Below are 12341 nucleotides of genomic sequence, written 5' to 3'. Positions count from 1 at the left end.
ACAACTACATGTCAAAATTTATGTCTTGTTATCACTGTATTTATCTGTCGCTATAAATGGTCAGTAACTTAACACGATTGGTATAATCACTGTTCAGCGGTCGAAAATAGTTGCGTTCACAATAGTATGATAATACTATCAATGTAATTAGCATTTAATTTACAAAAATAACGAGTGCAGTGGCTGTCATCTGGCATTCTCAAGGCTTAACTAGCTTTGCAGACCTCAGGTTGGCCTTTTTTATTTTAAATAGGCGCTAGCGCTTATTTTAAAAGTTAGGTAGTAGTATGGAAAATCAAAAGTTATCAGTGGTAGAAAAAGTCGGTTTTGGTGCCGGCGATATGGCAGTTAATGTGATGGTTGCTGCGTTATTTTATTTTATGTCGTTTTTCTACACTGACATTTATGGCCTTGACCCTGTTGATATGGGTATCTTATTTTTAGTGGCGCGTTTTGTTGATGCATTTACAGATCCATTAATGGGCGTAATTACAGACAGAGTAAAAACCCGTTGGGGTCAGTTCCGCCATTGGTTCTTATTCTTATCCGTGCCTTATGGTATTGCAATCGTCCTACTATTTACGACCCCAGATTTTGATTACAACATGAAACTAGTATGGGCATACCTTACTTATCTGTTTGCAACGTTAATGTTTACTGGTGTGGCTATCCCGTATATTTCATACATTGGTGTACTTACCGCCGATCCAAAAGAGCGTTTATCAGCCAATGGTTATCGGATGTTCTTTGCAAAAATAGCGAACGTTATAATTGTCTTCTCTGTGCCGTTATTAGCATCAATGTGGGGCGGTGGCGATATTGCTCATGGTTATAAACTGGCAATGATTTTAGTCTCAACTTGCGGTGTAGCCTTATTTTTATTTTGCTTTTTTACCACGCGTGAGCGTATTACCCATGAACCCCAAACTGAAAGTATTACCACTCAATTTAAAGCTCTACTGAAAAATGACCAGTGGTTATTATTGTGTGCAGCGTGTGTGCTTGGCACGTTAGGTTATGCGATTCGCGGCAGTGTGGCTATGTATTACGCTACCTACTATTTAGGCGAGCCGACTCTTGCGGGGGCCTTTACCAGTGCCGGTATTGCAGCTTCAATAGTGTCAATGGTTGCCAGTACTTGGATCACCCAACGCTATTGCAAAATGAAGCTATTCCGCCAATCACAAATCGCAGTGCTGGTGATTTCTGTTGTGATGTATTTTGCTGTGCAACCCGGTGATGTATACCTTGCGTTTGTTTTATACATTATCCTTTCTTTTGTGGTTGATTTACATGCGCCAGTTTTTTGGTCTGCAATTGCTGAAGCCGTTGATTACGGGGAAATTAAGGATGGGGTGCGTGCTTCAGGTTTGTCGTTTGGTGGTATCTCGTTTTGCCAAAAAGCCGGTGGTGGTTTAGCAGGTCTTGCAGGTGGTTTATTACTGGCGTTTTTCGAGTACAAGCCTAATGTCGAACAATCTGAATTTACACTGATGGGCTTGGCGTTAATGCTGACGGTTATTCCTGGGGTTTTCCACGCATTACTTGGGTTTATTTTAAATAAATACAAAATTACCGATCAATACTATACCGAGATGGTGATAAAGCAGCAGCTACCGAAATAACGCGACTAAAAATAATAAGTAAATAATAAGGATTTTGCATATGTTTGTAGCAATAAAAATTCGCTTGCGTCAGTTGGCAAGTGCTTCTGCTATTTTAGTAATGCTAAGTGCGTGCAGCGAGCAAAGCCAGCCTGCAGCGAGTGACGTTTTTAATGCGCAACAAGCTGATAAAACGAGCCAGCAGCAATTATTTGCACTTGATCAAGTAAGTTTAGGGGCAGGTCCCTTTTTACATGCACAACAAACGAATGTGCGTTACTTAATCGCATTACACCCAGATCAGTTACTCGCTCCATACTTGCGTGAAGCAGGTATCGAGCAAAAAGCGCCATCATATGGTAACTGGGAAGACACAGGACTTGATGGTCATATTGGTGGGCACTACTTATCAGCGTTAAGCCTTGCATGGGCGGCCACGGGAGATGAAGAATTAAAGCGTCGTTTAGATTACATGTTAAATGAGCTACAACGAGCGCAACAGGCTAATAACGGTTACTTAGGTGGTATTCCTGATGGTCAAGCAATGTGGCAACAGATACGCAATGGCAATATTAAAGCCGATTTATTTAGTTTAAATGATCGTTGGGTGCCGCTTTATAACATAGACAAAATATTTCATGGTCTTCGTGATGCTTATTTGATTGCAGGCAGTGAGCAAGCAAAAACAATGCTGTTTGATTTAGGCGAATGGTTTTTAAACTTAACGTCTAAGTTAAGCGATGAACAAATTCAACAGATGCTGTATTCAGAATACGGTGGTTTAAATGCGGTATTTGCTGATATGGCAACAATCAGTGATGACAAACGTTACTTAAAACTAGCGCGCCAATTTACCCATAACAGCATTATTGATCCGCTTTTAGAAAAACAAGATAAGCTAAATGGTTTACATGCCAATACTCAAATCCCCAAAATTATTGGTATGTTGAAAGTAGCCGATGCCAGTGACGATCAAGCATGGCAGCAAGGCGCAGATTACTTTTGGCAAACAGTGACTAAAGAGCGCTCAGTGGCCATTGGTGGTAACAGTGTACGTGAGCATTTTCACGATAAAAAAGACTTTACCCCTATGGTTGAAGACGTTGAAGGCCCAGAAACCTGCAACACTTACAACATGATGAAACTTAGTAAGTTATTGTTTTTAAAAACCGCTGATACCCGTTATTTAGAGTACTATGAGCGCGCCACATATAACCATATTTTATCATCGCAGCACCCTGAACATGGCGGTTTAGTGTACTTTACCTCGATGCGTCCTGGGCACTATCGTATGTATTCATCGGTGCAAGATTCTATGTGGTGTTGTGTTGGCTCGGGTATTGAAAATCACAGTAAATATGGTGAGCTTATCTACAGTAAGCATGATGATAGTTTATGGGTAAATTTATTTATTCCAAGTACGCTACAATGGCAGCAACAAGGCTTAAAAGTAACTCAACAAAGTCATTTTCCTGATGCTAATAATATTACGTTAATTATTAATACATTAGACAAAAACTATAATGCCAATGCACAGTTACATATTCGTAAACCAAGTTGGGTTGCTGATGAATTGCAATTTGAACTTAATGGCAAAGCAATCAATGCTATTGCAGAGCAGGGCTATTACACCATCAAACATGACTGGCATGATGGCGACAAATTAACTTTTACTTTAGCGCCAAAGCTGTACACAGAGCAACTGCCGGATGGCCAAGATTATTACGCTGTGTTGTATGGTCCTGTGGTTATGGCTACCAAAGTTCAGGCATTTAAAAATGAACAATTAAATTTTGTGGCAGATAACAGCCGCATGGGCCATATTGCTGCGGGGCCTACGTGTCCACCTGATGCACTGCCTATTATGCTAAGTGAGCCTGAGCAGTTCATTGCTGACTTAAAGCGTGCTCCAAGTGCTGAGCTGGCTTTTACCACAGATAAAAATGTCGCTATTGCTCAGCAGGGCATAGGAAGTACACAAACAACTCAGTTAATTCCGTTCTTTAGGCTGCATGATAGTCGCTATCAAGTTTATTGGCCGCAGCAAAGTGAAGCTGAATTCAGCCAATTTGTAAAAGAGTCAAAAGCAGCAGAACACGCAAAAGAGCAGTTACGATTATTGACGGTTGACCAAATTACACCGGGTGAGCAACAGCCTGAAGTAGAGCATGACTTTAAAGGCGAAAACACCCGCGCAGGCGTGAATAATGGCCACCATTGGCGTGATGCAACAGGCTGGTTTGAATACACATTAGCCAACCCAGATCAGCAAGCAGTGGCACTGCGTATTCGTTACTTTAATGCCGATGTAGGCCGTAAGTTTACCATCACTATTAATGGACAGGTGTTGGCAAAAGTAAGTTTGCCGGCTCAGCAAACTGACACAGAATTTTATAGCATTGATTACCCATTAACTGATGCCATGAAACAAACAAGGTCATTAACTCTGCGTTTTAGCGCCGAGCAGGGCTCTGTTGCCGGTGGTATTTATGGTATTCGCTTAATTAATAATAAGTAGCAGGTGAATATGAGTTTACACCATTACAACGATGTTAATTCTAGAGCCAGTATCGCTCGCTACCCGCTTGCAGAGCAATATATAGCTCAACCGGGCGTGCATGTAACAAGTTCTGGTTTAATGTATCGCATAATTGAGTTTGGCAGTGGTGATTCTCCGTCATGGGATGCCACTGTTAAGGTGCAACAACGTGTGATGACTGCAACAGGGTATGTGCTTTATGATACTCGGCAAATTGAGCAGCTGGCCGAATATGAGATAGCCGAAGCAATCGAAGGCTTACAAGAAGCGTTGATGCTGATGACAAAGGGTAGCCGGTATGAACTCTTGATTTTACCCCATCTTGCCTACGATATTTATAGCACTGTACTCAATGAGTCTTTAGCAACAGATAGTGAGCAGCTTATTTTTATGGATATCAGCTTAATTGACTTTAATTAAGATGCACACTAAGGATTAAAATACAGTATAAAAAACCTGCAACGTGCAGGTTTTTTTTGCGTTACTTAGTGTTACTTTTCAATAAGTTTGGTTTTACGCTTATTCAGATCTTTGCTATCCACCACAGGCCAGTTATCACTCCATGTCATAGGTAGAATACGCAGTTTTTGTAAGCCGTTATCAGCGGTTTCATAGGCATGAAGTACTAAGTAATCTTTACCGTCAAAGGTGTAGGCGGCATTGTGGCCAAGTGCTGCCCAGTCTTTATTGCCTTCAATTACCAGTGAGCCACCGCCTTGATTAAGATCACGCCCTTCTTTATCAAGGTATGGCCCTGCAACGTTTTTACTGCGTCCTACACGGACATTGTAAGTACTGTCTAAACCTTGGCAGCATTTATCAAACGACACAAATAAATAGTAGTAGCCATTCTTTTTGAAGATATAGGGCGCTTCAACAGGGCCGTGCTCGGTGTTTGGACGTGCTGAAATGCTATGCCATTCTTGCGGCTGTGCAATACGTACCATATCATCGTCAAGTTTAACTAATTTAAGACCGCCCCAGAACGAACCAAAACTCATCCACGGCGTGCCGTTATCATCTTCAATTATTGCAGGGTCAATCGCGTTCCAGTTATCGCGCTCAGGCACAGACTGAATAACAATACCGTGATCTATCCATTTATAATCAGGTGATTTAGGGTCTAGGGTTTCGTTAACCGTTACACCAATCGCCGAGGTGTTTTTACCAAACGCAGACACTGAGTAATATAAGTAAAACTTGCCATTTTTTTGATAGATATCGGGGGCCCATAAATGGCCATCAAAACTTGCCGCCACTCGTTTTGCCCAGCTTGGCTCGTCTTTAAATACGCGACCAGTAAGCTGCCACTCTTTCATATCTTTTGATTCGTAATAAGTGATGCCCATACCCGTGCTAAAAACGTAATAAGTGTCACCTTCTTTGGTCATCACCGGATCGTGTACTTCAACTTGTTTAGCCATGGCGTTACTCGCTAAACAAAGTAGTGTACTTACACCGAGTAATTTACCTGCTTGGATGAGTTTTTTTGCATGTTTCATAGTTGCTACCTTTTTTATTTTAATCATTACACTTATTCAGCTACTATAATATATGTAATACAATATTAACAATGAAAACAAGACAAATAACAGGATAAAAATTATGCTAAAAAAACGCTCTCTATTTCCCATTGTGAGTATGTTACTTGCCATGCCAACATTTAGTTATGCAGATGCTAATAGCAGTACCAGTGTAGCACCAATCGATAATCCAATTGTATTGCAACGTGCTGATCCTTGGTTAGTCCGTGATGAAAAAACGGGTTGTTATACCTTCATTGGCACATCCCCTAAATTTGACGAAATTGAGCTACGCCAAGCATGTCGACTTAATGATTTGAAGCTTGCGAAGCCAAAAGTGATTTGGCATAAAAATGACAAAGGGCCTATGAGTACCAATATTTGGGCGCCAGAGCTGCATAAGGTTGACGGCAGTTGGTACATTCACTTTGCAGCGGGCGATGTTGAAAAGCCGTTTAGTATTCGTATGTTTGTACTTAAAAATGACAGTGAAAACCCGATGGACGGGCAGTGGCAAGAAATGGGGCAGCTGAAAACGCACCTTGATAGCTTTTCTTTGGATGCTACAACATTTAGCCACCAAGGAAAGCGTTATCTTGTCTGGGCGCAACAAAACCAACCTGCAACATACAATTCCGCACTGTGGATTGCCGAAATGGATTCACCCACGTCAATCAAAGAGCCAATTGTTGCCATAACAGAGCCTACGCTGGATTGGGAAGTGCAAGGCTATAAAGTGAATGAAGGCGCAGCTGTGTTAGTGCGTGAGGGAAAAGTGCTACTTACGTATTCTGCCAGTGCGACTGATCATCGTTATGCAATGGGCTTGTTATGGGCTGATGCAGATGCTGACTTACTTGATCCGACAAGCTGGCATAAAAAGCAACAGCCATTATTTGCCAGCAATGAAGCAGTAGGGCGTTTTGGTCCAGGTCATAGTAGTTTTGTAAAAGCAGAAGATGGCGTGACAGATTTATTAATTTACCATAGTCGTGATTATAAAGACCTTAAAGGTACGCCTTTAACAGACCCAAATCGCAATGCTCGTGCGCGTATTATCGAATGGGATGCAAATGGTTTTCCGGTTTTATCACCAGAGCAGCCAGATTAATACCTGAGTGCTTAACAGAAAAAAGGGTGCCATTGGCACCCTAAAAGGTTGGAATTAAGTTTTACCAGAAACGGTAGTAAATAAATGCCGTGATCCCGATGATCCCTGCGGTATGAATGTAATCCCATTTATCTAAACCAGCTGCTACTTCTTTTAAAGTGGCTTTATCTAGACTTGAGAAGGTCAATCCTTTGAGTTGTTCATCACTGGCAGGCTTTGTGAAAATACTCACCACAATCATCAGTACTACCACGACTACAAACAGCAAGATACAGTAGTACAACCAGTTCATATCAGTGATCCACGCAAATGACGAGCCGCTTAAATCATCTTTAAATGGCAATAACACTAAGCGGATCATACCCAAGATAAAGCCAGATACTAAACCAACGAAACCAGCCGTTGGAGTGATACGTTTACTGCATAAACCTAATAAGAATACCGCAGCAATACCAGGAGCAATCAGTGATTGCACGCTCTGCAGATATTCATACAGTACGTCTGCAATTAAGCTCATAATAGGTATCCACAATAAACCTAAAATAACTATTGCAACGGTTGCTAAACGACCTACTTTTAACAGGTGTTTTTCAGTTGATTCTGGTTTGAATTTCTTATAAAAGTCGATAGTAAATAAGGTAGCTGATGAGTTAAATAATGACGCTAACGAACTCATCAATGCAGCAACAAGGCCACCAATTACAATGCCTTTAACACCCGACGGTAGTAGCTCTGCGACCAGTGTAGGAAATGCTTGATCGGCACTGTCATAACTAATTATGCCTTTCGCTTTTAATGCGTAAGCTATCATCCCTGGTACTAAGAAGATAAAAATAGGGAGTAATTTTAAGTAGCCTGCAAACATAGTACCGCGGCGGGCTTCTTTAATGCCTTTGGCTGAAAGTACCCGTTGTACGATATATTGGTCAGTACACCAGTACCAAAAACCAATGATGAATGAACCAAAAATGATGCCTGGCCATGGGAACTCTGTATCGGAAGCGCTGCGAATTAAGTGCATGTTTACATCATTTAAGCGCTCTACTTCTGACCAGCCACCGACTTTATCCAAACCAACAACTAAGATAACCACAGAGCCGATGATCAACACAGGGGTTTGTAGCACCGAGGTCCACATTATTGCTTTCATACCACCGAGAACGGTATAGATACCGGTGATCACGACTAAACCTATAGCGGATATCCAGAAAAAATCTATGCCCCAAATACTTTCAATACCGAGAATTGTTTTAAACGCGATCCCCCCAGCATAAACAGTCACGGCGACTTTGGTGAGTACATAACTGATTAACGAGATAACCGATAAAAAAGTACGCGATTTAGAATTAAAGCGGCGCTCTAGAAACTCCGGCATGGTATAAACTTTACTACTCCAATAAAAGGGCACAAACACCCAACCAAGTAATAATATTATCCATGATTGCATTTCCCAATGGGCTAACGCCATGCCAGACTGTGCACCTGCGCCAGATAGACCAACTAAATGCTCAGAGCCTATATTCGATGCAAAAATTGACGCGCCAATTACCAACCAACTGGCATTACGCCCCGCTAAAAAATAATCTGTAGTATCTTCTTCTTTTTGTCTCATGGAGACGACGACAACGGCCAATAGCAAGACAAAAAACCCTGCTAGCACCAGCCAGTCTAGTGTACTTAATTCGATCATCTTTGATTCCATTTAAGCCCGAAGTCAACTTCGGTAAGTTTGTGTGTAATAAAAATATTATAATACAAATTAGTTAAATGAAAGATATTTGTTAAAATTACTGCTTTAATAGGTTAAAGACCTTAATTAGGTAAAATATCCCTCTTTAAACACAGTAAGTGATTTGGAAGATGACGCAGGAAAATTATAGTAGTATCATACAATAAGTATTTATAAAGGAACTGTTTGTTTATGGCACGCATTGAAAATTTAAATTTGTCACAACAGGTAACCAACGAGCTAGGTAAAGCGATTATTAATGGCCATTATACCGCTGAAAGTGGCTTGCCGACTGAAGCAAAATTATGTGAAGAGTATGGCATTAGCCGTACTGCTGTTCGTGAAGCTGTTAAAATGCTTGCAGCAAAAGGACTTATTTCATCGCGACCACGTCAAGGTATTCGTGTCGAGCCCGCAAATACATGGAATCTATATGATACCAGTGTATTAAAGTGGCTACTTGAAAGCAGCCCTTCGCTGCATGTATTAAAAGAATTCTTGCAAGTGCGCTTAGCGATTGAGCCACAAGCGGCTGCCCTTGCTGCAAGGCGTGGTGACAAAGCAGCGATAGCAGAAATTGCGCTTGCTCTTGAGAATATGCAAGCTGCTGCTGATGCACCTGATGGCGAAATCCATGAAGCTGACTTGTCTTTTCATACCGCTATTTTATTTGCCAGCGGTAATCGCTTTTTCTTTCAGTTACGTGATTTTATTCGCACCGCATTAAATGTCAGTATTCAGCATACTACACCTGCCAAGGGCAGTAAAAAAGCGATTGCTGATGAGCATTTTAAAGTGTATCAAGCAATTTTAAATGGTGAACCAGAGCGTGCTAAAAATATGATGACCTATATGATTGACGAAGCGATGTCATTCATTGAAAAAGAGATTGCTGATAAAGAAGCAAAGCACATAGCGAAATAAGCGCGTTTTGTTAAATCTTAATATTTAAGGAAATCATGCCAACTTCAACAACACACATCACAACTTATCCAAGTCTCGCTGGTAAGAGTGTTTTTATTACCGGTGGTGCCACAGGTATTGGTGAAATAATGGTGAAACGCTTTTGTCAGCAGCATGCAAAAGTAACGTTTATTGATATTGCTAAACAACAAAGTCTGCAGCTATGTAAACAGCTTGCAGGACAATATCGTTATGATCCTAATTATATATACTGTGACTTACGTGATATTGAGCAATTAAAAGCAGCCATTGAAACAACCGGAAAAACGCAAGGCGAAATCAGTGTGTTGATCAACAATGCCGCTGACGATACACGTCACGTTGCAGATAGTATGAGTGTTGAGTATTGGGATGATAAACTTGCCGTAAACCTTCGCCCATGTTTTTTCTCAGCACAAGCAGTGGCACCGCAAATGCAACGCATTGGTGGTGGAAGTATTATTAATATGGGCTCAGTGAGTTGGCGTGTAAAACAAACTGGCATGCCAGCTTATACAACGGCCAAGGCTGGCATAGAAGGACTTACTCGCTCATTAGCGGCAACATACGGCAAAGACAACATTCGTATCAATACCTTAGTACCAGGCTGGGTAATGACAGAGCGTCAAATTACACACTGGTTAACGCCAGAAATGATTGAAGATGTTAGGCACAATCAGTGCATTAATGAAACATTGCAGGCTGATGATATTGTTAATGCGGCATTATTTTTAGCGGCAGATGACAGCAAAATGATGACCGCACAATCACTTGTTGTGGATGCCGGTTGGACTTAACAACAATAAAAAAATTTACCTATCGGTAATCATATTATAATATTAGAATAATATTGGCTGTATATTAGTCAAAACCAGCTTAAAAGGTAGAAATGCGTTGCCCGATATTGTACTCGTTTATTTTATATTAATAATAGGAGCATGCTTACAGTGCGTTATTGGCTTTGGTCTGGGCTTACTGTGCGTGCCTGTTTTGTACTGGTTGATGCCCGAGCTAGTACCCGCTCCTATGATCCTAAATGCTCTTTTGATCACAGCTTTACTCACCGTCAAGCATCGTGGCGCAATTGATATCAAGCAAACAGGCTACTCCATTTTTGGTGGAGCACTCGGTGTACTCAGTGCCGCCACTGTAATGGTGTATGTTGACTCTGATCAATATCGGCTGCTCTTAGGCAGTTGTTTATTACTTGCTGTTGGTTTGTCTTTAACGGGTTGGTCGCCTAAATTGACCATGTTATCTAACCTTGTTGCGTCTATTGCATCCGGGTTTATTGGCACCACAACTTCTGCAGGCGGTGCACCAATGGGGTTGCTGTATCAAGCACAAAATAAAGATAAAATTAAAGCAAACCTCAGTATCTTTTTTGTATTCATTAATCTGTTTGGAATTCTTGCTTTATTAGTAACAGGCTCCGCTGATATGAATGATATTATGTTATTTTTAAAGTGCTTACCGGCAATTCTAATTGGTTGGGGGGCTTCCTATTTTGTTAACAACAGTATCAATGAAAAGGCCACTCGTATATTAATTATCTTAGTTGCGACCTTCTCTGGCCTAGCACTTATTTTTATTCACCGTTAATATGGTTGCCCTTTAATGTGGCTTTAAATAAGGTTTCCATGGTAATTAACGCAATAAAAATGATTATCCCTTGCCAATGCCTACTTGGTGAAGGGCCTTATTATAGCCGTTCTTTTAACAGCTTATTTTGGGTTGATATTTTAAGTAAAGCGCTATACCGGTTTGATTTTACACAGCAAACATTACACACTTATCACATGCCGGAGCCTATCTGTTGGTTAATGGAAACTCAGGACCAACAACTTATCGCAGGATTTGAAAATGCAATTTACTACCTCGATAGCAACACCTTACAAAGAGGATTACTGTATTACCAACTCAATGAGCCTTCAGGTAATCGTTTAAACGACGCTAAAACTGATCGTCACGGGCATTTGTTTTTCGGCACGATGGACAAGCTTGAGCAGCAAAACTCAGGCTCGCTGTATCGGCTCGGTAATGGCAAAAGCTTACAAAAAGTGGATACAAACTATGTGATCAGTAATGGTCCTGCAATCAGTAAAAATGGCCGTATTTTATATTCAACAGAATCCTCCTCGCGCACTATTTACCAATTTGATTTAAACCCGCAGGGAAAGCTGAGCAACAAACGAGTCTTTGCAAAGTTTGACGAGTCAATGGGCTTTCCAGATGGTATGACAGTAGATAACGATGACCACCTGTGGGTTGCATCTTGGAATGGTCATGGCTTGTATCGTTTTAATGAAAAAGGCTCAGTGAGCAGCTTCTACCGACTCCCCGCACCACGCATCACCAGCCTAACCTTTTTTGGCGATGATCTCACGAGCATCGCCGTGACATCCGCACGCACCGGCCTAGGCGAAGATATGCTAGAAAAGTACCCCCACAGCGGCGCTGTGTTTATTTTACAAGCCAATGTCCAAGGGATCGCAGAAACCCCAGTGCAGCTGACATAGAGATACGAAATTACTGAGCATTTTGATCTAAAATAACCAAGCTCCCTGGACGGATTGTTAACACCGTGGTTTGTTTGAAATTCAGTTAATTTTCGCGCTAAAGCACGACCTACAACAGCGGCGGCTTAGGTGACGAGGGACCGACAAAAATATCGGGAATATTTTTGAACTGCGAAGCAGGCCTTTATGGCGAAAGGCAGGATGCCTAAAGTAAACGACTTTCTTGATAAACAGTGCAGCCTGAGGAAGTGAGGTCATGGATGACCGATGTAACCAAGCTCCATGGATGGATTGTTAACACCGTGGTTTGTTTGAAACCCAGTTAATTTTCGCGCTAAAGCACGACCTACAGTACAGGGTATTTGGAGAATTGT

Annotated in this window: 10 protein-coding genes; 8 read left to right on the top strand and 2 right to left on the bottom strand. The window is 41.3% G+C overall.

What is annotated here, in order from left to right; translation table 11 throughout:
- The first annotated feature begins 287 nt into the window (after positions 1–287).
- From CWB85_RS14900 to CWB85_RS14890, 3 genes are read left to right on the top strand one after another with little or no spacing between them, the layout of a single operon-like run.
- Positions 288–1625 (top strand): MFS transporter, encoded by a 1338-nt coding sequence (locus CWB85_RS14900; RefSeq protein ID WP_016706871.1) that lies wholly within the window; start codon positions 288–290, stop codon positions 1623–1625.
- 40 nt (positions 1626–1665) lie between these two features.
- Positions 1666–4122 carry a beta-L-arabinofuranosidase domain-containing protein gene (locus CWB85_RS14895; RefSeq protein WP_016706870.1) on the top strand — a complete coding sequence of 819 codons (2457 nt, stop codon included), beginning with the start codon at positions 1666–1668 and terminating at the stop codon, positions 4120–4122.
- 9 nt (positions 4123–4131) lie between these two features.
- Positions 4132–4563, top strand: a complete 432-nt coding sequence (locus CWB85_RS14890) for an FKBP-type peptidyl-prolyl cis-trans isomerase (protein WP_016706869.1) — start codon at positions 4132–4134, stop codon at positions 4561–4563.
- 71 nt (positions 4564–4634) lie between these two features.
- Here the strand turns inward: CWB85_RS14890 and CWB85_RS14885 are convergent, their stop codons facing one another.
- Complete coding sequence (locus CWB85_RS14885) at positions 4635–5645, bottom strand: arabinan endo-1,5-alpha-L-arabinosidase (protein ID WP_016706868.1); 1011 nt, start codon at positions 5643–5645, stop codon at positions 4635–4637.
- A 103-nt stretch (positions 5646–5748) separates the two neighbouring features.
- On the opposite strand from CWB85_RS14885, the gene CWB85_RS14880 reads away from it, so the two are divergent.
- Entirely contained in the window at positions 5749–6777 is a 1029-nt protein-coding gene (locus tag CWB85_RS14880; protein WP_138555327.1) for a glycoside hydrolase family 43 protein, read from the top strand.
- A gap of 61 nt (positions 6778–6838) precedes the next feature.
- Here the strand turns inward: CWB85_RS14880 and CWB85_RS14875 are convergent, their stop codons facing one another.
- On the bottom strand, positions 6839–8467 hold the full coding sequence (locus CWB85_RS14875; protein ID WP_138555326.1) for a sodium:solute symporter: 1629 nt from the start codon (positions 8465–8467) through the stop codon (positions 6839–6841).
- Between the two features lie 231 nt (positions 8468–8698).
- Here CWB85_RS14875 and CWB85_RS14870 point away from each other — a divergent pair, with 231 nt between their 5' ends.
- From CWB85_RS14870 to CWB85_RS14855, 4 genes are all read left to right on the top strand, one after another.
- Positions 8699–9430 carry a FadR/GntR family transcriptional regulator gene (locus tag CWB85_RS14870; RefSeq protein ID WP_016706865.1) on the top strand — a complete coding sequence of 244 codons (732 nt, stop codon included), beginning with the start codon at positions 8699–8701 and terminating at the stop codon, positions 9428–9430.
- Positions 9431–9465: 35 nt separating this feature from the next.
- On the top strand, positions 9466–10245 hold the full coding sequence (locus tag CWB85_RS14865; protein ID WP_138555325.1) for an SDR family NAD(P)-dependent oxidoreductase: 780 nt from the start codon (positions 9466–9468) through the stop codon (positions 10243–10245).
- A gap of 97 nt (positions 10246–10342) precedes the next feature.
- Positions 10343–11050 (top strand): sulfite exporter TauE/SafE family protein, encoded by a 708-nt coding sequence (locus CWB85_RS14860; RefSeq protein ID WP_016706863.1) that lies wholly within the window; start codon positions 10343–10345, stop codon positions 11048–11050.
- Positions 11051–11088: 38 nt separating this feature from the next.
- Positions 11089–11967, top strand: a complete 879-nt coding sequence (locus tag CWB85_RS14855) for an SMP-30/gluconolactonase/LRE family protein (protein WP_138555324.1) — start codon at positions 11089–11091, stop codon at positions 11965–11967.
- Positions 11968–12341: the final 374 nt, after the last annotated feature.

Source organism: Pseudoalteromonas sp. S1727, from assembly GCF_005886375.1.
Taxonomy (GTDB): Bacteria; Pseudomonadota; Gammaproteobacteria; order Enterobacterales; family Alteromonadaceae; genus Pseudoalteromonas; species Pseudoalteromonas haloplanktis.
This window is presented reverse-complemented; position numbering and strand designations above follow the sequence as displayed.

Bases quoted from the DNA above. Each gene is read 5' to 3' on its own strand.
- CWB85_RS14900 (WP_016706871.1), top strand. From the start codon at position 288: ATGGAAAATCAAAAGTTATCAGTGGTAGAAAAAGTCGGTTTTGGTGCC.
- CWB85_RS14895 (WP_016706870.1), top strand. From the start codon at position 1,666: ATGTTTGTAGCAATAAAAATTCGCTTGCGTCAGTTGGCAAGTGCTTCT.
- CWB85_RS14890 (WP_016706869.1), top strand. From the start codon at position 4,132: ATGAGTTTACACCATTACAACGATGTTAATTCTAGAGCCAGTATCGCT.
- CWB85_RS14885 (WP_016706868.1), bottom strand. From the start codon at position 5,645: ATGAAACATGCAAAAAAACTCATCCAAGCAGGTAAATTACTCGGTGTA.
- CWB85_RS14880 (WP_138555327.1), top strand. From the start codon at position 5,749: ATGCTAAAAAAACGCTCTCTATTTCCCATTGTGAGTATGTTACTTGCC.
- CWB85_RS14875 (WP_138555326.1), bottom strand. From the start codon at position 8,467: ATGATCGAATTAAGTACACTAGACTGGCTGGTGCTAGCAGGGTTTTTT.
- CWB85_RS14870 (WP_016706865.1), top strand. From the start codon at position 8,699: ATGGCACGCATTGAAAATTTAAATTTGTCACAACAGGTAACCAACGAG.
- CWB85_RS14865 (WP_138555325.1), top strand. From the start codon at position 9,466: ATGCCAACTTCAACAACACACATCACAACTTATCCAAGTCTCGCTGGT.
- CWB85_RS14855 (WP_138555324.1), top strand. From the start codon at position 11,089: ATGGTAATTAACGCAATAAAAATGATTATCCCTTGCCAATGCCTACTT.